The organism is Halobellus clavatus, from assembly GCF_900107195.1.
GTDB lineage: Archaea > Halobacteriota > Halobacteria > Halobacteriales > Haloferacaceae > Haloquadratum > Haloquadratum clavatum.
Map to the genome: position 1 here is coordinate 310,734 of NZ_FNPB01000003.1, position 18,267 is coordinate 329,000.

The 18,267-nt window shown below is 62.1% G+C and carries 19 protein-coding genes and 1 pseudogene; 8 read left to right on the forward strand and 12 right to left on the reverse strand.

The window, feature by feature from the left end:
* Window positions 1-39 precede the first annotated feature (39 nt).
* Window positions 40-519 (forward strand): SRPBCC family protein, encoded by a 480-nt coding sequence (locus tag BLU74_RS07040; protein WP_089766556.1) that lies wholly within the window; start codon window positions 40-42, stop codon window positions 517-519.
* A 41-nt stretch (window positions 520-560) separates the two neighbouring features.
* On the forward strand, window positions 561-1,025 hold the full coding sequence (locus BLU74_RS07045; protein WP_089766557.1) for a hypothetical protein: 465 nt from the start codon (window positions 561-563) through the stop codon (window positions 1,023-1,025).
* A 171-nt stretch (window positions 1,026-1,196) separates the two neighbouring features.
* Here the strand turns inward: BLU74_RS07045 and BLU74_RS07050 are convergent, their stop codons facing one another.
* From BLU74_RS07050 to cutA, 5 genes are all read right to left on the reverse strand, one after another.
* On the reverse strand, window positions 1,197-2,225 hold the full coding sequence (locus tag BLU74_RS07050) for a disk-shape morphogenesis protein volactin (RefSeq protein ID WP_089766558.1): 1,029 nt from the start codon (window positions 2,223-2,225) through the stop codon (window positions 1,197-1,199).
* A 186-nt stretch (window positions 2,226-2,411) separates the two neighbouring features.
* Window positions 2,412-3,329 carry a cell division protein CdpA domain-containing protein gene (locus BLU74_RS07055; protein WP_089766559.1) on the reverse strand — a complete coding sequence of 306 codons (918 nt, stop codon included), beginning with the start codon at window positions 3,327-3,329 and terminating at the stop codon, window positions 2,412-2,414.
* Window positions 3,330-3,500: 171 nt separating this feature from the next.
* Window positions 3,501-3,908, reverse strand: a complete 408-nt coding sequence (locus tag BLU74_RS07060; protein WP_089766560.1) for an acyl-CoA thioesterase — start codon at window positions 3,906-3,908, stop codon at window positions 3,501-3,503.
* Window positions 3,909-3,961: 53 nt separating this feature from the next.
* Entirely contained in the window at window positions 3,962-4,267 is a 306-nt protein-coding gene (locus BLU74_RS19280; RefSeq protein ID WP_245705748.1) for a DUF7999 family protein, read from the reverse strand.
* Window positions 4,268-4,332: 65 nt separating this feature from the next.
* The gene (gene cutA / locus BLU74_RS07070; protein WP_089766590.1) at window positions 4,333-4,668 is read right to left on the reverse strand and encodes a divalent-cation tolerance protein CutA; all 336 of its coding nucleotides are present in this window, start codon (window positions 4,666-4,668) and stop codon (window positions 4,333-4,335) included.
* Between the two features lie 213 nt (window positions 4,669-4,881).
* On the opposite strand from cutA, the gene BLU74_RS07075 reads away from it, so the two are divergent.
* Together BLU74_RS07075 and BLU74_RS07080 are read left to right on the forward strand one after the other, a co-directional pair.
* Window positions 4,882-6,906, forward strand: a complete 2,025-nt coding sequence (locus tag BLU74_RS07075) for an ATP-binding protein (protein WP_245705749.1) — start codon at window positions 4,882-4,884, stop codon at window positions 6,904-6,906.
* Window positions 6,907-7,043: 137 nt separating this feature from the next.
* A complete protein-coding gene (locus BLU74_RS07080; RefSeq protein ID WP_089766562.1) occupies window positions 7,044-7,475 on the forward strand; it encodes a universal stress protein in 432 nt (143 codons plus the stop codon).
* An 11-nt stretch (window positions 7,476-7,486) separates the two neighbouring features.
* Here the strand turns inward: BLU74_RS07080 and BLU74_RS07085 are convergent, their stop codons facing one another.
* Window positions 7,487-8,692, reverse strand: a complete 1,206-nt coding sequence (locus tag BLU74_RS07085) for an inorganic phosphate transporter (RefSeq protein WP_089766563.1) — start codon at window positions 8,690-8,692, stop codon at window positions 7,487-7,489.
* A gap of 231 nt (window positions 8,693-8,923) precedes the next feature.
* The gene (locus tag BLU74_RS07090; RefSeq protein ID WP_089766564.1) at window positions 8,924-10,177 is read right to left on the reverse strand and encodes an inorganic phosphate transporter; all 1,254 of its coding nucleotides are present in this window, start codon (window positions 10,175-10,177) and stop codon (window positions 8,924-8,926) included.
* 504 nt (window positions 10,178-10,681) lie between these two features.
* Here BLU74_RS07090 and BLU74_RS07095 point away from each other — a divergent pair.
* Both BLU74_RS07095 and BLU74_RS07100 read left to right on the forward strand, forming a co-directional pair.
* On the forward strand, window positions 10,682-11,692 hold the full coding sequence (locus BLU74_RS07095) for an NADP-dependent oxidoreductase (protein ID WP_089766565.1): 1,011 nt from the start codon (window positions 10,682-10,684) through the stop codon (window positions 11,690-11,692).
* Window positions 11,693-11,949: 257 nt separating this feature from the next.
* The gene (locus BLU74_RS07100) at window positions 11,950-12,549 is read left to right on the forward strand and encodes a hypothetical protein (RefSeq protein ID WP_089766566.1); all 600 of its coding nucleotides are present in this window, start codon (window positions 11,950-11,952) and stop codon (window positions 12,547-12,549) included.
* Between the two features lie 319 nt (window positions 12,550-12,868).
* Here the strand turns inward: BLU74_RS07100 and BLU74_RS07105 are convergent, their stop codons facing one another.
* From BLU74_RS07105 to BLU74_RS18880, 4 genes are all read right to left on the reverse strand, one after another.
* Complete coding sequence (locus BLU74_RS07105) at window positions 12,869-14,203, reverse strand: hypothetical protein (RefSeq protein WP_175454582.1); 1,335 nt, start codon at window positions 14,201-14,203, stop codon at window positions 12,869-12,871.
* 953 nt (window positions 14,204-15,156) lie between these two features.
* A complete protein-coding gene (locus BLU74_RS07110; protein WP_089766568.1) occupies window positions 15,157-15,351 on the reverse strand; it encodes a hypothetical protein in 195 nt (64 codons plus the stop codon).
* Between the two features lie 128 nt (window positions 15,352-15,479).
* Window positions 15,480-15,869, reverse strand: coding sequence for a type II toxin-antitoxin system VapC family toxin (locus BLU74_RS07115; RefSeq protein ID WP_089766569.1), 390 nt, complete (start codon window positions 15,867-15,869; stop codon window positions 15,480-15,482).
* Window positions 15,866-16,018: a hypothetical protein gene (locus BLU74_RS18880; protein WP_175454583.1), complete on the reverse strand. Its 153-nt coding sequence runs from the start codon at window positions 16,016-16,018 to the stop codon at window positions 15,866-15,868. Before BLU74_RS18880 ends, BLU74_RS07115 begins: the two co-directional genes overlap by 4 nt.
* A 254-nt stretch (window positions 16,019-16,272) precedes the next feature.
* On the opposite strand from BLU74_RS18880, the gene BLU74_RS19285 reads away from it, so the two are divergent.
* On the forward strand, window positions 16,273-16,887 hold the full coding sequence (locus tag BLU74_RS19285) for a DUF7342 family protein (protein ID WP_245705750.1): 615 nt from the start codon (window positions 16,273-16,275) through the stop codon (window positions 16,885-16,887).
* Window positions 16,888-17,136, forward strand: coding sequence for a hypothetical protein (locus BLU74_RS19290; RefSeq protein WP_245705751.1), 249 nt, complete (start codon window positions 16,888-16,890; stop codon window positions 17,134-17,136). It abuts the gene before it with no gap.
* 821 nt (window positions 17,137-17,957) lie between these two features.
* Here BLU74_RS19290 and BLU74_RS07130 read toward each other — a convergent pair.
* A pseudogene (locus tag BLU74_RS07130) lies at window positions 17,958-18,267 on the reverse strand (IS4 family transposase); the annotation flags it as partial.

The window sequence follows — 18,267 nt, forward strand, 5'->3', positions numbered from 1 at the left end:
CGCCGCGGCGCTTTTGCCCCGGTGGCTCCTCTCTCCGGTATGGCCACGTACTCACGACTGACGCGCGTCGACGCACCACTCTCCGCAGTCTGGGACTTTCACTCACGCGTCTCCGGCCTCGAAGCGCTCACGCCCGACTGGATGAACCTCCAGATCGAAGCGGTGACCGGGCCGGACGGCGACCCCGATCCCGAGCTCCTGACCGAGGGGTCGGAGATCCAGATGTCGATGCAGCCGTTCGGGATCGCCCCCCGGCAGGAGTGGCGTTCGGTGATCACCGAGCGCGAGGAGGGCATCGACCAGGCGATGTTCCGCGACGAGATGCGCGGCGGCCCGTTCGCGACGTGGATCCACACCCACCGGTTCGTCGCCGACGGCGAGGAGACCATCATCGACGACGAGGTCGAGTACGAACTCCCGGGCGGTGGGATCGGTCGATCGGTCTCTCCGCTCGCCGTCGTCGGATTCGAGCCGATGTTTCGGGGGCGACACCGGAAGACGAAAGCGCTGCTGGAGTAACGGCGACTATATTGAACTACCAGGGGCCTGAACGGAGAGGTATGGACTGTCCCCGCTGCGGCACCCCGTTGACGACGATCGCCATCGCGGGTGGAGACAGCGAAGCGGCGTACTGCGAGCACTGTCGGTTCTCAGGCGTCACCTCGGAGTTCGAATCGTCGCCCGAAACTGCGGAATCCTGGGACGAAGCCGTCGAACGATTCAGGCGGTCGGCCGCCTCTCGATCGGACCCAGGAGACGCCGGGGACGAGTCAGCATCCGAGAGCCTCGAATCGGAAGCAGCAGCAGATGAGGAAGGCGACACGTCGGCGTCCGAGAGCTCCAACGAGGCCGAGGCTGAAGAGCGTGATGAGTCGGCATCCGAGGAATCCGACGCGTCTCCGTCACCAGCCGGAACGGAGGCGCGAACCGAAGACGGGGAGAGCGGAGGGTCCGGACCGGAACAGGGTGAAGAAAGCGAGGATGTGGAATCTGCGAACGGGTCCGCCGACGAGAGCACGACCTGATGCCGACAGGTCTCGCCTGTCGGTACTCGGCGGTCAGGCACTAGGTGGAGGCTCAGGCACTAGGTGGAGGGTCAGACACCAGGTGGAGGCTCAGGCACCAGTGGCCAACTCCACCGAATCGGGGTCGCAGCCGCGATCGCGGCCGCGGCGTCGATCCGAAAGCGCTGGGGCTCAGTCCTCCGGTTCCGGCGCGCCCACTCCGGCGGCCCCGGGGCCGTCGGATTCTTCCTCCGAACGAGCGGCCACGAGCGCCCCGCGCGCGACGCTGTAGAGCGGGTCGTCGACGCTCTGGACGTCGCTGATCGAGAAGGGAATCTGGACGTCCTCGAGGTGTTGCTCGAACAGTTTCTCGAATCCGTCCGGGCTCGAGGTCCCGCCGGTCACGACGACTGGCACGTCCAGATCCTCCTCAACGTCCTCCTCGTCGACCTCTGCGGAGAGCTTCTCGACGACGTAGTCCAAGAGGTTCTCGTAGTAGATCGAGAGCGCGCCCTCGACGCCGCCGACGTCGGTCTGGAAGTCGAGCGCGAAGTCGTCCTCCTTGATCGAGGTCACTTTGTCGACCGGGGTCCCGGTGGCCTGGCTGGCCTGCTGGTCGATCCAGTCACCACCCCGAGCGATCGAGAACTTCATCACCGGCACCGCGTAGTAGGCCAGACAGACGTTCGTCATCCCGGCACCGAAGGAGACACCGAGTCCGGTGAAGTTGTGATCTGCCAGTTCGCTGTAGATCACGGCCATCCCTTCGTTGATCGGCTCGGGTTCGTAGCCCATATCCCCCAGCATAGACTCGAGCGTCTTCTGGTGATAGAGCGTCGAGAGCTCCGAGTCGATCGGATCGGCGGGTGAGGAGAAGAACAGGTTCTCGCCCGGCGAGTCGGGTTCGCCGACGACCTGTTCGGTGATGAGTTTGATCATCGGAATCGCCGACGCCTCTTCGCTGGAGAGGATCCCGCGCTGCATCGGTCGGCGCGTCTCCTTGTTGAAGATGTTCGCGAAGTTGAGGGCGTCGTCGCCGACGACGTACACCTTGTCATCCTTCCGGATGTGGAGGACCTCGCTCCGCGACAACATCTGTTCGGCCATATCGCTATACTCGATTTCGACGAAGGAGTTCCGCTGTTGTACGAACTTCGTCCCGTCACCTTCAGGGCTCGATGACAGGATGTTCATCGTACCGACGTCCAGGCCTTTGGCCATAGATAACACTCGATTGGATACCACAAAAATTGCACTGTGTTTTTTGTTGTCATATTTCACGGACCCCACACCGTGGACGGCGTATCGGTCGGCTATGGACCGCAAAAAGTCCGGTCGGCTATGGACCGCAAAAAGTCCGGACGGCTTATGGACTGGCTACCAGTCGGGACCGTGAGACAGCCGGCCTCACGAAAACAGGTTGCGCAGGCTGTCGATCACGCCGCCGGAGGTGTCCTCTTGCTCCTGTTCTTCCCGCTCGCGCTGCTTGGCCCGCAGTTCTGCGAGCGCATTCGCCTGTTCGGAGGTGTCTGATTCGCTCGTGGCGGTCTTGCGCTGTCCACCGCGGAGGCCCTGTAGACCCGCCACCGCGTCGTCGACGCTCCCGCCGCGGGACTCGTTCGCCGAGGCGTTGTCGAGGCCGATGCTGTCGGCGTCGTCGAGGGACGAGTCGGTGAGCGTCAGGGTTTGTCCGCTGTCGCGCTCGACGCCGCCCCAGTTGATCTCGGCGTCTTCCATCGCGTCCTCGATGTCACGACGGACCTGCTCGTCCGTGATCTCCGTACTCTCAGTCGCTGTCGACTCAGATTTGGATCCCGATGCCCCTGTCTCGGCCTCGCCGGAGAGTTCGGTCTCCGTCCGGACCGTCGCCCGCTCGACGTGGTAGCCCGAGAGCGCCGTCCCGGCGGTGGCCACGACAATGACCGCACCGAGGGCGTACACCCCGACGACGGTGCTGCTGTAGGTGTACCACGCCTGCGGGTAGATCTGCGTAAACCGGACGGCGGCGACCACACAGGCGAGGACGCCCACGGCGGACGCCGCGTCGATTCTGCGCGATACCGGGAGCAGGACGGTGATCCCGAAGAGGACCAGCGGGAGTCCGCAGGCCCCCGCCGTCACCGCAAGTTCGCGGACGACGAACTTGAACGTCCCACTGGGCGGGAGCGTGGTGCTCCACAGGAAGGCGGTTATCGAGACGACGACGAGTCCGACACCGGTGAAGAATATCCCGAACCCTGCATAGAGGTCGCGGCTGTCGCGTACCGGTCCGACGTACCGGCGGTACAGGGAGTGGAGGAAGGCTCCAGGCCGGGTTCGTTCCATATATACACCGATTGGGACGAGCGTCATATAATTTCGCCCCTCGTCAGGCTGTCCACGGCGGGCCGTCAGACGGGGCCCGCCGCTCCCGCCGATCAACGGTGCAGCGGTCCGCCGAAAGCGCTCATCATCCGGCGAAGAGGACCCCGTATGAACGCCGGCGTCGGGGAGTGATCAGACCCCGGCGTCGAGTGCCTCAACCCAGCGGTCCGGGAGCGGTCTCGATTCGCCGGTTTCAGGGTCGACGACGACCTGCACCGATGAGCCAGTGGCCACGACCTCGCCCTCGAACGTGAGTTCGTACGCTAACTCGAACGAGGACTCGCCGACGCTCGTAGGCTCCATCGCGACCGAGACGGTTCCCATCCCCCCGATGGGCTGGCGGTAGTCGAGTTCGAGATGCGCGACGACGACGCTGATGTCGGCGGCCCGCTCGTCGAGTTCTGCTTCGAGGTACCGGACGCGACACTGCTCGCAGTAGGTGGCGTACACGACGTTGTTGACGTGGCCGACGGCGTCAAGGTCGCGAAACCGGACTTCGTGTGTCGTCACGTACGGGAATCCAGCGGAATCGACAGACATACTGCCGTCTCGATCCGCCAACGGGAAAGATGACCGATCGAGCCCGAGACGGCTTACGGACCGTTCGCCTGGGGGCCTCCGTCGCACTCGGCCGACGCGACGGGCTGGCTTCCAGTCGCCGATTGCCGCGCGGTGAGGCCGACCGCGCGCCACACGTCCCCGCGGACACCGATTCGAGACAGTTCGACTGGGACCGTGGCCTCGACGGGGAGCGTCCCGAGCGTCCGCCTGATCTCCGGTGTCTCGTACGCACAGATGTGTCGGATCTCGTTCGATTCAGGGACTTCGACGGTCATCGTGCCGTGATCGTTCATCGGCCGCAGCACGACGACGCGCACTGGGGAATCTGCGCGGGCCATTACGAACGTCAGACGTCGCTACCCGCTTAAGCGAATATATGAGTGATACGGGTGGATCCGGAGCGCTACGTAGTCTCAGAGTTCTCTGGTGACGGCTCGCGGACTTCCTCATCGATCCAGCCGGCGAAGCTATCGAGCACGTCCGCCTCGTCGAACCGCTCGATGCAGGGGACGTCGTTCGGATGAACCGCTTCGAGCCGGGTCTTCAGGTCCCCATACCGTTCGGCCGTCGTCTTCGCGAGGAGGATCGACTCGTCGTCGCCCTCGTGGACGGTCCCGTCCCACCGATAGAACGACTCGCAGTCGACGACATTCACGCAGGCCGCCAGCCGTTCTTCGACGAGGAACGAGGCGAGTTCTCGGGCGGCATCGCGAGGGGCTGTGATGTAGACTGTCGGCATCGGATCGACGATTGGGACCGATCCGCGTAAATCACCGTCGCTGATCGAGACCTGCAGAGATCCGAAGCCACCGAAGTGGTGGCCGCGCACTGGGCGGACGCAGCGTTGCGCTTCTGCGGTGTCTCTTCCGCTCCAGATTTCCAGGTGACCGGGTGGTTGGTAACGAACGCTATTTATTTATCAAGACCTATGATCTGATACGCTATCCCAACTGTGAACACCGTCGGACAACTCTACGTGGGCGTCTTCGCCCTCAGCGGCATCCTGTGTCTCGCTGCCATCACGCGTGCGCGACAGTTCGACGATCCCTCGGTCCGACGTGGACTCGTATGGCTCCTCGCCACGTCCGGCACGTGGGCACTCCTCAAGACGGCGTTCTTCGTACTCCCCAAACCGCTCCGTGAACCGGCGTACATCGTCGGACTCGCCATCGGGTTCGCGACGGTCTGGGCGTGGCTGTACTTCTGTTCGGCGTACACCGGCCAGACGTATCATCGAAACAGGTCGATTCGGCGGCTCAGTGTCGTCGTGTTCGTCTCCGTGGTCCTGGTCAAGGTCACGAACCCGATACACGGAGCGTACTTCAGCACGACCGAAGTGACAGCACCGTTCACCTACCTCGCCATCGAGCACAACGTGCTTCACTGGACTGCGACCGGCCTGTCGTACGTGTTGTCGGCGGTCGGACTGTTCCTCATCTTTCAACTGTTCTTGGAGTCGGGGTACAACACCCGTCCACTCAGTGGCCTGACAGCACTGCTGGGGCTGCCAGTCGTGTTAGATATCGGGTCGCAGTTCACGCCGTGGCTGATCGAGGTCATCTATGCGCCCATCGGTGTCGCAGCCTTCGCCATCGGTGTCTTGTTCGTATTCGACCGCCGCTTCCTCGCGGTCCAACGGACCGCGAGCAGCGAGGATCTGTCGATCTACCTCGACGAACGCGGCCGGATTCGCGATTATACGAACGCGGCTCGGGAGGTAATCCCGGAACTCGACGGATCGACCGGCGACCGCCTCTCAGCGGTCGCTCCGGATGTCACGGACGTGATCGACGGCGACGACCAGATCATCGAGCGTCAAGACGCGGACGAAAGTGAAGAGGCGGAGGAAGCGCGGTACTACTTCGTCTCGACGGGATCTCTCACACTCGGTGACACGGGCGCGCAGGTGATCCAACTGTCCGACGTGACACAGACCGAACGCCAGCGGCGCGAACTCGCCGAACGGGAGCGGAAACTCGACGAGCACTTCGTGTTCCGGGTCGATCTCGACGGCCGGTTCACTTTCGTCTCGCCGTCAATCGAGGAGTTCCTCGGGTACTCGCCGGCCGAACTCGAAGGCAACCAAATCTCGGCCACGATTCCCAACGAAGCGTCGACCGACCGGGCCTGGGAACAGATCGAGCCGGTGTTGAACGGGGAATCGAACAAGGTGCGTGACTTCCCGCTGGAAACGGCGGCCGGGACGACCGTGTTCACCGACATCCGGGCCGTCCCGATCTACGACGGGAGCGTCCCACGCGAGGACCGCACGCCGGACGACATCATCGGCGTGCAGTTGATGGTCCGTGACGCGACGGAGCGGCGACAGCGCGAGGGGCTCATCAGCGTCATCAATCGGGTGCTCCGGCACAACCTGCGAAACAGGATGAACGTCATCACCAGCTACGCAACGATGCTCGAAGAGAAACTCGACGGGGACGACGCGACGAAGGCCAGACACATCGGGGACACAGCAGATCGGCTGCTCGACCTCAGCGAATCCGCCCGAGAGATCGAGAACAACCGGGATCTCTCGCCCGACCTCGAACCGATCGACATCGTCCCGGTCCTGAATCGCACCGTCTCTCAGATCCAGCTCCAGTATCCGGAGGCGGAAATCACGATCGAGGCCCCCGACACTGTCGTCGCGAACACGCACGAGCGTCTGGAAACCGCGCTGTGGGAAGTCCTCGACAACGCCGCAAAACACGGTGAGGACCCTCCGTCCGTCGATATCGACGTCACGGTCGATGACACGAGTGTCGCGATCACCGTCAGAGACAGCGGGCCCGGCCTCCCCGAGATGGAACAGGAAGTCCTGCGGTCGAACACCGAAACCTCGCTCGTCCACGGCGATGGGCTCGGACTCTGGCTGGTGTACTGGATCGTCACGAGCCTCGACGGTGAGACGAAAGCGGAGTCGTCATCTGCGGGAACGGCAGTGACGATCCGTCTCCCCAGATACCAGGAAGCGTAGCCGCCATCTGGGTCCCAACCACTTCGTCAAGCAGGGGAGACAAGGCTCAGGACCTCCGGGCTCTGGTTCCTGAGGTGTGGAAGTACCCGGGGAACGACGACCACTGGCGATATATGCCGGGGCGTTCAATTCGTCGTATGCCACCGTCGAACGTTCTCGTCCCCCTCGATGGGTCTCCGCTGGCTGACAAGGCGTTCAAGAAGGCGCTCGAACTCTTCGATTGTCGGGTGACAGTCCTGAACGTGGTGACGCCGCTCGACGGGGCGATGAGCGAGGGAGGGATCCTCGACCCCGGGGCCGATCGCCGTGAGACCGCACAAGAGCGGGCCGATCGCCTCGTCGAACGGGCGAGAACGCAGGCCGCAGAGGTGGATCGAACGATCGAGACAGCCGTGGAGACGGGTGACCCAGCCGAAGTGATTCTCGAGTACAGCACCGCCCACGACGTCGACCACATCGTGATGGGTGGACACGGCGGCCAGCGGAGCGGCATCGCCCGTCGGCTGCTGGGAACCGTGGCGACGCGGGTCGTCGGCGAGGCGCCGATGACCGTGACGGTCGTCCGCTGATTCGGTTCTCGTCACCCACCGAGCACGGCGGCGAAGGCCCTGTAGAGGCCGAACCCGATCGCGGTCGAGCCAGCGAGTGTGATGAGCCAGAAGCTGATGGTGATGCCGATTTTCCGGCGCGAGACACCCGCAGAGCCACCCGCGAGCCCGCCACCGATGATCCCAGAGATGATGATGTTGTTGAACGAGATCGGGATTCCTAGCGCAATGGCCAGTTGAGCGATGATGAAGCCGGGGACCAGCGCGGCGATCGAGCGCCGCACCCCCAGCTGTGCATATTCGCGCGATGTCGCCTGGAGCAGCCTGGGCGCGCCGATCCACGCACCCGCGAGTATACCGACCGCACCGAGCGACAGCAGGACGATCCCGGGTAGGCCGAGTTCGGCTCCGTAGAGGTTCTCGAGTGGGCCGGTAGCCAGCCCGACCTGACTCCCGCCGCTGGAGAAGGCGACGACGCTCCCGAGAACGACGAGGAACGTGCGGATGCCGTCCTCGACCGACGTCTGCGTCCGTCTGCGGATGAAGCGGAATCCCGCTGCAGCCACCAGCAGCGTCACGACAACAGCCAAGGGATCGATCCCAGCGACCGTCGGCGTCGTGATCTGCCGCGCAATGAACCCCGCGATCGAACTCTGTGAGGCATCCGGCGGCGAGGGGATGACTCCCAGTTGGACGTTGGCGACGATGCCGCCGACGACCGCCGCGAGCACCGGGACGCCGACGGTCTCTGGGATATCATCCCGGCGAAGGAGCGTCGCAGTGAGGTAGGCCAGACCGCCCGACACGGGCGGTACGAGAGCCCAGAAGACGGCGATGCGGCGATACGTGTCGACGGCGGGATCACCGCCGAGCGAGAGGCCAACGCCGACCATCGCCCCCGTCGTCGCGAACGCGGCCGGAACCGGATAGCCGGTGTACACGCCGAACGCCATAAATCCGGTCGCGGTCAGCAGGCCGGCCGTCGCCGCCAGGGACGTGATCTGGACGCCGTTGATGAGCCCCGCGCCGACGGTTTCGGATATCGCTCCGCCCTGGGTGAGTGCGCCGAGCGCGGCGAGAATCCCGATAAGGAAGGCCGCTCGCATCGTCGAAATCGCGTTCGCGCCGATCGCCGGGGCGAACGGGGGCGAGTTGCTGTTGGCGCCGAGCGCCCACGCTGTGGCGAGACTGGTGAGTGTCGCCAGCACCACCAGCGTCCAGAAGAGGACTCCCGCCACGCTCAGCGCCCTCCACGGACGGGGGTACGAACCATACCAGACAAATCGATGGACGAGGGCATTAAACGTTCGTCCGGCGCGTCAACGGAGCGAAGACGTCACTCTCCGGATCGGTCATCGAAGCCCCGCACTGACCATCGAAGCCCCGCACTGGTCATCGAAGCCCCACACAATAGTCATCGAGGCTTTCGCATTCACCCACCCCAGCGGTCGACTCATCGGTGGAACCGCTCACAGCAGAAGCCTAAAGAGGAGGTACGACCCCACGACGGAGATCGTCGGAGTCAGGATCCAGAGAACGACGATCCGGCTCGTCGCAGCGGGGTCGAAGAGGCTCTCGGCGGTCAGTTCCTCGATGTCCTCCTCGCCGATCGATGGAACTGACGGGGTTTCGTCCGGGATCTCGTCGGCCTCGGGGGCCTCCCCGGTCGCGAGTTCACCCACCGTCGGTCCCCCCGGAGCCGCCTCCTTCGTCGACGGTGCAGCGAGCGCATTGGTCGTGAGACTCGGGCCGGGTTCCGCCTCACTCGGCGGCGTGGCGAGTTCCGCGAGGGTGGCGGCACGACTCGCTCGGCCCCACCCGAGGCCGATGATACAGCAAGTCGTGCTCACCGCGAGACTCGCCGGAATGCCGTAGTACGAGAGGACGGTGATGATCGTCGCCCCCACGGTGGAGACGATGAGCGCCGCCAGGATCGGGAGGTCCGTGATTCCGTCGCCCACCGTCGCGAGGGTTCGCCTGGCGATCGTGAATCCTCCGACGCTGATCGCACCGACGGCGAGGAGAACGCCCTGTTCGACCGTGACGGCCCCGTTGCCGACCAGTGGCGCGACCGCGTTGGCCGCGTTCGAGGCCCCCGCGCTGAACCCCATATAGCAGGCGATGCCCAGCACCAGCGCCGATCCAACGAGGTCACGCGGGGACGCGTTCTCGTTGAGCCGGACGCGGGGAAATCGATCGGACCGATCGATCTGTACCAACTGTCGTTCGAGGCGCGTAAACGAGAGGCGAGCCTCGAGTTGCGGGTAGATGTACCGGCCGATGACGGCCCCGATCCCGAGGCCGATGAGCGGGGCGACGATCCACGCGGAGACGATCGTGAACATCAGAGCCTCGTTGAGCGACCCCGTCGCGAGGCCGAGCCCGACGATCGCTCCTACTGCCGTCATCGAGGTGGAGGCGGGGACGCCGTAGATGTTCGAGACCAAGAGCGAAGCGCCGGTGAAAAACAGGACGCCGACGCCGGCCACGGGAGTGAACTGTGCGGCGGGCACGATCCCTTCGCTCATCGTGACGATGACGTTGCGTCCAACCGTCCACGCGCCGACGAACACGAACACGCTGAAGAGTGCTCCCGCGGTCACTTTTCTGACTAATTTGCTCCCGACGGCCGGACCGAACGCGACGCCGGTCGAGGAGCCACCGATGTTGAACCCGACGAACGCGGCGACGAGTAGCCCAACGAAGAGGAGTAGCGTAACCATATGACTGTGTTGTCAGCCCCGTTTCAGATCCAAACATAATGACCCACCTATTTGTATTCGACCGTTCGGGACGTGGCTCCGGTGGGTATCGATTCTGTTCACGTTCACTGCGCGGTGTCCGTCCCCGTGATCCGATGTCGGAATCAGGGTACAATCCGACTCTGAGGGGCCTTCACTTCGTACTGGCGAATTCACGGCTGGGGTCTTCGAATCGCACAGCGAGTGTGGAGACAACCGAACCAACACAGCAGATCACCATCGTCTCAGCGCCTGAGGAGAGAAATCGGTGGCTGCGGAACTCTGTGGACGAGACTCTCGATGTCCGACAGTTCGGCCGAAAATCGAGGCCGTCCTCCCCGGGCGAAGGACAGTCCCGCGGAGTCGATCTCGTCTGCGATCAGTGCGGCCGTTTCGGCGACCTCCCGAAGGCCGTTTCGGCGACCTCCCGAAGGCCGTTTCGGCGACCTCCCGAAGGCTCTTGCACACACCGAATCGAAGAACGATATGGAACCCGTGAACCGTAGTTGGTACTTCGGAGAGCGACCGACCGGTGAACCAGACCGGGACTGTTTCGAACTGAGGAAAGATCCCGTCCCAGCGCCCTCCGACGGCGAACTACTCGTCCGTGTCGAGTACCTCTCTGTCGATCCGTATATGCGCGGCCGGATGCGAGACAGTGAATCGTACGCAGAGCCCTGGGACGTCGGAGACGTTCTGCAAGGAGGTATCGTCGGCGAGGTCGTCGAGAGCCACAGCGAGCAGTACGACGTCGGCGACTTTGTGACCGGAAACGGATCCTGGGCTGAGTACAGTCTCCTCGACGCAGATGACGTCGCCCTCGTCGATCCCGAGACCGCCGACCTGCCCGCGTACCTCGGGGTCCTCGGAATGCCGGGGCGGACCGCGTACTTCGGGTTGCTCGAGGTCGGCGACCCCAAGCCCGGCGATACCGTCGTCGTTTCCGGGGCCGCAGGTGCGGTCGGATCGGTCGTCGGACAGATCGCGAAACTGAACGGCTGCCGCGTCGTCGGATTCGCCGGGGCGGACGAGAAGACTCGCTGGCTCACCGACGACCTTGGGTTCGACGCGGCGATCAACTACAAAGAGACCGACGACTACGGTGCTGCGCTCGACGAGGCCGCACCCGACGGCGTCGACGTGTACTTCGACAACGTCGGCGGACCGATCACCGACGCCGTATTCACGAAACTGAACCTCGACGCTCGCGTGGCCGTCTGCGGACAGATTGCGCACTACAACGACGAGGAGCTGCCGACCGGGCCACGGAAGCTGCCACAGCTCATCGCACCACGCGCGAAGGTGCAGGGCCTGCTCGTCGCTGACTACGCGACACGGTTCGGAGAGGCGAGCGAACAGCTCGCAACGTGGGTTGCAAGCGGCCAGATCCAGCACCGCGAATCAGTCGTGGAAGGCTTAGAGAACGCTCCAGATGCGTTCCTCGGTCTGTTTTCCGGCGACAACATCGGGAAGCAAGTGGTCCACGTCCGCGACTGACTGTACTGCAGCCACTCGGTACCGATAGCACCACCAGTCGCCGTGCGTGGCTGGTCGTATAGACGCGGATTCGCGTGTTCTCCGGGAGTCGTTGTTTCAATCTTCTTGTCGGGAGATGCACACTGGCAGTCTCGTGGAATCTCACCGCTTCAATTCAACCGTTCACCAGGATAGGCATCGAAGAACGGTTTGAATTCCACAGGACTCTGCCGTCTCTCACCAAACATCTATACGCGGATGCGATCCACCGATAGACAATGGATGATCCAGATGATTCCGCCGAGTCAGCGGATGGAGCCTCCCTCGACGAGATGATGCAACATCTTGGCGAGGCAAAGAAACTGGACAAATCTACGCTCACAAGTAACCAAACGCAGTGGTCGGGCCTCCAGCGGAAGGTCCGAACGCAGCGCAACGTCGCAATTCTCTCCAAGAACTATTCGGATCGGCTCGACGAACTCGTCACCCGTGAGAAGATCACCCATCGGTCCGGGAGCCGACTCGTCTCCGCGGCCGCAGCATTCGATGCCCACGGCCAACTGCCGATCTATTATCGGACCGGCGATATGGTGACCCACACGGGAATCATCACAGATCTCATCCTCGATCCGGACCCCGAGTCCCAGAAGGCAGAGAAATTTCGATCTCAAGTCAGTGAGGACGACGATTATGCGGACTACAACGAGGAACTCGATACGACGACGTACATCGTCGAGCACGGCCGCAAGCTCGATGAGCCGTTCCAGATGACAGCACTACGAAAGGTGAGTGACGACGAGGCGATCGACGAGGGCTTCTGGCGCTCTCCCGCTTACGTCTACACTCGCGAAGGCGACTTTTCGTCGCTCGGCGGGTAGTGAGAACCGAGTCTGACGCGTCGGTCCGACGTGGGCCATCCACCGAGGTGGTTGGTAAACTGATCATCAGTCGATGAGACATACCAATAGCAGACAGGTACACAGCGCCTGTTCAGACGATAATGGTCCCGCAAGAGGTCTCAACGTATACAACACTAGCACCGACCGGGCTCGCTATCTCTCGATAGCTGCTCGAAATCAGTCGTTGATTACAGTGCGTGTCGCTCGGAGATCACTCGTATAAACCCCTATCCAGCAGTGAGATACGTATTCCGGGGCACCTGACGCCAGCCGCTCGTTCCTTGCTGTAGTTCGCCTCTCACGAATCGGAGTCCTGTTCCAGTAACCACGATCTGAGTAGATACCCCGCGCCGGCGACGCCCACAACACCACTCAGAAGCCCAAACCCGGGGCCGGTGACCGACACGGCCTCCTCGTCCTGTGTGTCGTTACCGCTCGAGTCCACGGAGTCGCTTCGTGTTTCAGCACTGCTCGAGTCCCGGGCGTCGCCCTGTGTCTCGGTGTCGGGTATCGGCCCGTATTCGTCTCTCATCGATCGTCGATGGAAGTCCAGAACCCCTCTTCGCACGGTGTCCGGGACAGAATGCCCGACGCCGTCGTACACGGTGAAGTCCGCAGTTGCCCCGACGGTGTCGAATATCTCTCGACTGGTCTCGAACCGCTCGTCGACTTGTTTCCAGCCGAAAATGTCGAGGAGCAACTGTTGCCGTGAGTCACCGAAGTGACGATACGACTTGGCGTGCGTGTAATCGCTGGGGTGCTCGAGATCCTCGGGATCTCCCTGATCTTCGGCGCCGATGTATCGGAATTGATCTACGTCCACCCACGACTCGGAATCGAACGCTTCACCCGTCAATCGTTCGAGATCGGCAGTACCCACGGGCCACCGAAGCGTCTCCATCGTCGGGGGACGCCTTCTCGGAATATCCTCGGTGAGCCGATCTTGTGGAATCGTGGCGAATCCGTTGCCACCGCTGGACGCAGCATTCACTCGGTCGGGATGTAACATCGTGAACTGATCGACCATCCGTCCCGCGTCAGAAAACCCAAGCAGATGAATCTTCGTGGCGATCTCGTACGGCTCGTCGGCCAGTCGCTCCCGTGCATCACTGATCATCGACAGCAATTGGCGATCGAGCCGTTCGTATGGAGGCTCGGTGACCTGCAGAGCGTTGTGGTCCAGCAGCTCGAACGATTCATCCGGCGGATTCGTCGGCAGCAACGCAACGAGCGCGGGCGCACGCAGTTCGTCAGCGATGGTCCGGACACGACCTGACCGAATGAAGTCTCGCCCCTCTGCGACGTTTTGCTCCCATGTCGTGTCGACGTCTTTCAGCCTGAATCCCACGACGAACGGACGGGTTAGAGTAGTGTCGTCGTTCGCGTCCGCAGCGAGCGGCGGCGTATAAATAAAATACGGGAAATGAAATCCCGCGTCGGGATTGCCCTCGATCAACTGGAAACTGTAGGTGTACCGTTCCGGATTCGTGATCGTAAATTCGAACTCGTCGGACTGAGATACCGAGACGGTACCCAGCTCGATCGACGTCTCAGGATTCGCCGGTGGTTGAACCTCGACTTGGGTCTCTCCGGCCAGTTCGACGCCGGGCCGATCGGCCCCGAAGCGTGACACATAGCCCTGTTCGGTCGTCGTGAACAGCCCCGGAGACGCTCCGGTGCCGTTCGCCGCTCGGAAGTTTACGGGGAGTCGCGCAACTGGGGAACTTTCCGAGTCGACACACCGAATCTGAATCTCGTCTGCTCGGGGAACAGTGAGATCGACCGTGTTGGTAGTACTGTCCACTACCACGCTCTCGAACGAGTATATCAGGGGTACGCCATCGGTTGGGTTCTCCGTGTTGGATAGCGTCGTTCTGTACGTGCCAGCCTCCGGGAGACTCAGATCGAAGCCCCCGTCGGAGGAGAGTGTGACGGTGCGGCGGGCACCGGTATTCTCGTGTGAAAACCGAAGTTCGACACCGCTCAAATCGGCTCCCGCTGCCGATTGCACAGTACCGGTGACGGAGATGTCCGTCTGTGCTGAGGCAGTACCGAGTAGCGTCGCCGACGAACCGATCGCGACGGTCGAACAGAAGTGGCGACGACTAACGCGCATAACCCAGCATATGTGAGAACAGGTTTGTATATTTCGTAGACGGTGAGTCCGCTCCAGAAGCCAATCCCTCGCTGCTTAGCGACGATGGTCTACTGTCTTTCCAACGACAGGACACTCATCCTGAGGGGAACAGCCGCTACTCCCTCTCCCTCTTGATCTGGTAGACCGCTGCAACTCCGCTTGTTTGGTTGCACCGAATCGGGCCCAGTACGGTGATCACCAGTGTGTTGGGGATTGCTCAGTCGAACCACTGATTCAAAGAGAGCTTGAGTATCCAGCGCCGTTCGTCCGGTACGCTGCGGAACTAGCGTTACAGAACAGGGAAAACAGGCGATTGACAGTATAACCAGAGGGTGTCAGAGAAGCCATCAAATATCCAACAGGAACCGCTCAGTGCAGACAAACGGTTATCACATCGGATCGTCACGCACTCAGAATCTGTCGGAAACGAATTGCTGAAAAGGGTGGGTCTATTCAGCAGCAAACTCGACGCGATACCCGCGGGCTTCCGTGCCGACGTCCAGGGCGAATCCTCGACTGTCGCGGACGAAATCGACGGCGACGCGCCTCGGTGCCGTCGCACCGGGCTCGAAGCCGTGCGCCGCGAGGTCGAGGGAGAACTGCGTTCTCGGGTCGGACTGACTGCCGTGTTCGGAGTGCGACATAGCTCTCACTACCGAGTGTACTGATAAGCGGCTGTGGGGGGCGTGAGCGAAAGTCGAACGACTCTACCGAACCGCGGTCAAGAAGTCCCGAGAGTTACTCCGTGATAGCAGTATGTGTTACTCCCAGGCTACAGAACGTCAGCAGGGTGTTCGGCTCCGTGCTCGCGAAGTTCGGAATCGAAGGAGACGAGCGTCGCATCGACGGCTTCAGCGGCCGCGAGGATGAGGGCATCCATCGGATAGAGGAGCGTTTCCGACTGGAGTTGATTGGCCGATATCATATCTGACGCATCGGGGAACGTGACCGTTGTGCGGGACGTAATACGGTTCTCGATCTGGGTGATCCGGTCGCGTTCGATCTGTTTTTTCTTTGTGAGCACGCTCCGGAGTTCCATTAGACCCAGAACTGAAACGTACGTCTCCTCCGCTTCGTTAAGTAACTCCACTGCGGTGTCGGATCGCTCAGTATCTCGCATCACCGCGGCGACGAGAACGTTCGTATCGAGAAGCAGTTTCATAACCGCTCGCGGACGTCGCGGACAGCCTTGACGGAATCAACCTCGGCGTCGATCGCGAGCTCTGCGAGCGCATCACCAAGCGCGACCGTTTCATCGTCCTCTGGATCCGATCCGAGGAACTCCCGAAAGTCTTCCGTAGTGAGGCTCATACCCTCAGATTGTACTACTATTTGGAAAAAGTTGCTGGTGAACAAGGGAAAGATCCGCGGCGAAATCGACCGACCCACGCCCCAGCAGGTTCAGGGCTGGCGGAACACAGCAGTCTTCGGTCCTCTCGTTTGAGGCGGTCCGGAATACTCACGCACCGATGCAGAACACCGGTCTGTTACAGCAGATGCTCTGACCCTTTAAAATATACTTATCTCCAGAAAAATATTTTAATCACCCAGCCCAACACGGAGGCATGACTGCTCCCGACGCCCCCGGTGATCGCTGGCAGGGCGGCGTCAACGAGGCCGCCGTCGACGATTGGAAGGCCGAGACGACGACCTTCGAGCGCGTTCGCCAGGTCATCGACGTGACCACCGAGCCCCAGGCCGCGAGCCGGATCGGCGAGCGGGCTCGCGTGAGCGATCCGACCGCGCGGAAGCACCTGTCCGCGCTCGCGGAGACCGGCCGCGTGAAGACGATCGCGACCGACGCCGGCACGCGCTATATGCGCGCCCCGCAGATGCTGGCGATGCGCCGGATCGCCGACATCCACCGGGAACACACGAAGGCCGAGATCCGGGAGGCGATTCGGGACCTGAAGGCCGAGCTGCAGGAGTTCCGCGAGCGGTACGACGTCGACGACGTCGACGAACTCACGCTCGACCTCGAACCGGGTGAGGACGGCTGGGAGGACGTCGCCCGCTGGCAGCAGGTCGAACAGAACCTCGATATCGCGCAGGCGGCGCTGTCGCTCTACGACTTCGACCCGGACGATAGCCGCTCGGCGGCTGCCCGGGCGTCGGAGACGGGCTCGTCCGTCGAAGAACGGGGCGCGCTGGGCGGCGACTCGACCCACTCGACCGCGTAGATGGCCCCCGAAACGGACGTCGAGGGGAACGTGGGACCGTTAGACGACGTCGCACTGGAACAGATCCGGGAGGTGTTCCGTAGCGTCGACGGCCTCGTCGAAGACGCGGGGTTCGACAGCCGATTGGACCCCACGGCCCTCGAAATACGGTTTGCCGACGGGATCGGAGACGCCGACTGGTGTCGCTTCGACGTCCGGTGGGTCCAGCGCGGTATTACTGCTTCCACTACACGGACCACCGAGGAGTGAACTTCCGGTTCGACCACCACCCGAAGCCGAACGCTCCGGACAGACACTTCCACGCACCGCCGGAGGCTCGTTCGAGCGATCCCGAGCCGTCCTGCATCGTCGCCTCCGAACCGACGGTCGTCGCGCGAGCGGTGCATAGCCTCTAGCGCCGCGCGTACGAGGCCGACTCGCTCGCGCTGTTGAACGAGGCCGAGAATCCGCCGTAGCGGATCGGAAGGAACCGGGAGGCATCCAGAGAAGAACAGCAATAATACCCCGGTGACCTACGGCTTTGCTATCTCGTAGCTCGAATCCCGCGTCGAGCCTCGCTGCTCGATCAATCCGTAGCGCTCGAGGGAATCCAGATACCGCCGTCGGAGATTATTGAGGAAAATTCGGACAAACCGGACAAGGCCGAGGTACTAAACAAATATTCCTCCAACACCTCGGAGAGGAATATGATAAGAATCAGCACGGTATGCTAATCGCGCGAAATATCCCGAAAGAATCCATCTCCGAAGAAATCAAAGAGGCAATCAGAGAATTGAAGCAGTCAGTAGAATCCTGATTTAAGATAAGAGCACCCACGATCCGTTTATTCAAACGCGACCGACAGAGATCTAGAAAACAGACCCGCAGAGGCGTTTACTCAGATACCATATAGACGTCTAGAAAAACAATCCTCGGAGCCGCTTTACTCAAACGTACTCGGGAGGATCTAGGAAAACGGTTTGGCACAGCCTTTTACTTAGAGCGGGTGAACAGGAAGCTAATGAAAGACGGCTACCTCGTCGATACAGCTGCCCCAGGGGTGTACCGGCCCGTCGATCATTCGTCTTTAGCTAAGACTCACACCTCGGTTGCGTAGCGGTAGCGAGCGTCTCTTGCAGGATCGGTCGTTGTTGGTGGATCTTCTGTGCGTCTTCGATCAGTCGCTCCAGCAGTGGCGGTGGCGAGTAGCCGAGGAACTCGCCGAGTTCGTGGAGGATGAGCTGGGCGTGCGACCGGAAGGTCGCCGCCCAGCGTTCCGGCGGAAACACGATTTCATCGGCGGCCTGCTCGGTGACCAGACCCAACAGATCACGACTCACCAGCAGTGACAGCAACGCCGCGTACAACAGAATCTTCACGACATCCGGGTCGCTCGTGTCG

Bases quoted from the DNA above. Each gene is read 5' to 3' on its own strand.
- BLU74_RS07055 (WP_089766559.1), bottom strand. From the start codon at position 3,329: ATGGAACGAACCCGGCCTGGAGCCTTCCTCCACTCCCTGTACCGCCGG.
- BLU74_RS18880 (WP_175454583.1), bottom strand. From the start codon at position 16,018: ATGAGCCTCACTACGGAAGACTTTCGGGAGTTCCTCGGATCGGATCCA.
- BLU74_RS07095 (WP_089766565.1), top strand. From the start codon at position 10,682: ATGGAACCCGTGAACCGTAGTTGGTACTTCGGAGAGCGACCGACCGGT.
- BLU74_RS07050 (WP_089766558.1), bottom strand. From the start codon at position 2,225: ATGGCCAAAGGCCTGGACGTCGGTACGATGAACATCCTGTCATCGAGC.
- BLU74_RS07090 (WP_089766564.1), bottom strand. From the start codon at position 10,177: ATGGTTACGCTACTCCTCTTCGTTGGGCTACTCGTCGCCGCGTTCGTC.
- BLU74_RS07080 (WP_089766562.1), top strand. From the start codon at position 7,044: ATGCCACCGTCGAACGTTCTCGTCCCCCTCGATGGGTCTCCGCTGGCT.
- BLU74_RS07115 (WP_089766569.1), bottom strand. From the start codon at position 15,869: ATGAAACTGCTTCTCGATACGAACGTTCTCGTCGCCGCGGTGATGCGA.
- BLU74_RS19280 (WP_245705748.1), bottom strand. From the start codon at position 4,267: ATGGCCCGCGCAGATTCCCCAGTGCGCGTCGTCGTGCTGCGGCCGATG.
- BLU74_RS07060 (WP_089766560.1), bottom strand. From the start codon at position 3,908: ATGTCTGTCGATTCCGCTGGATTCCCGTACGTGACGACACACGAAGTC.
- BLU74_RS07100 (WP_089766566.1), top strand. From the start codon at position 11,950: ATGGATGATCCAGATGATTCCGCCGAGTCAGCGGATGGAGCCTCCCTC.
- BLU74_RS07040 (WP_089766556.1), top strand. From the start codon at position 40: ATGGCCACGTACTCACGACTGACGCGCGTCGACGCACCACTCTCCGCA.
- cutA (WP_089766590.1), bottom strand. From the start codon at position 4,668: ATGCCGACAGTCTACATCACAGCCCCTCGCGATGCCGCCCGAGAACTC.
- BLU74_RS07045 (WP_089766557.1), top strand. From the start codon at position 561: ATGGACTGTCCCCGCTGCGGCACCCCGTTGACGACGATCGCCATCGCG.
- BLU74_RS19290 (WP_245705751.1), top strand. From the start codon at position 16,888: ATGGCCCCCGAAACGGACGTCGAGGGGAACGTGGGACCGTTAGACGAC.
- BLU74_RS19285 (WP_245705750.1), top strand. From the start codon at position 16,273: ATGACTGCTCCCGACGCCCCCGGTGATCGCTGGCAGGGCGGCGTCAAC.
- BLU74_RS07110 (WP_089766568.1), bottom strand. From the start codon at position 15,351: ATGTCGCACTCCGAACACGGCAGTCAGTCCGACCCGAGAACGCAGTTC.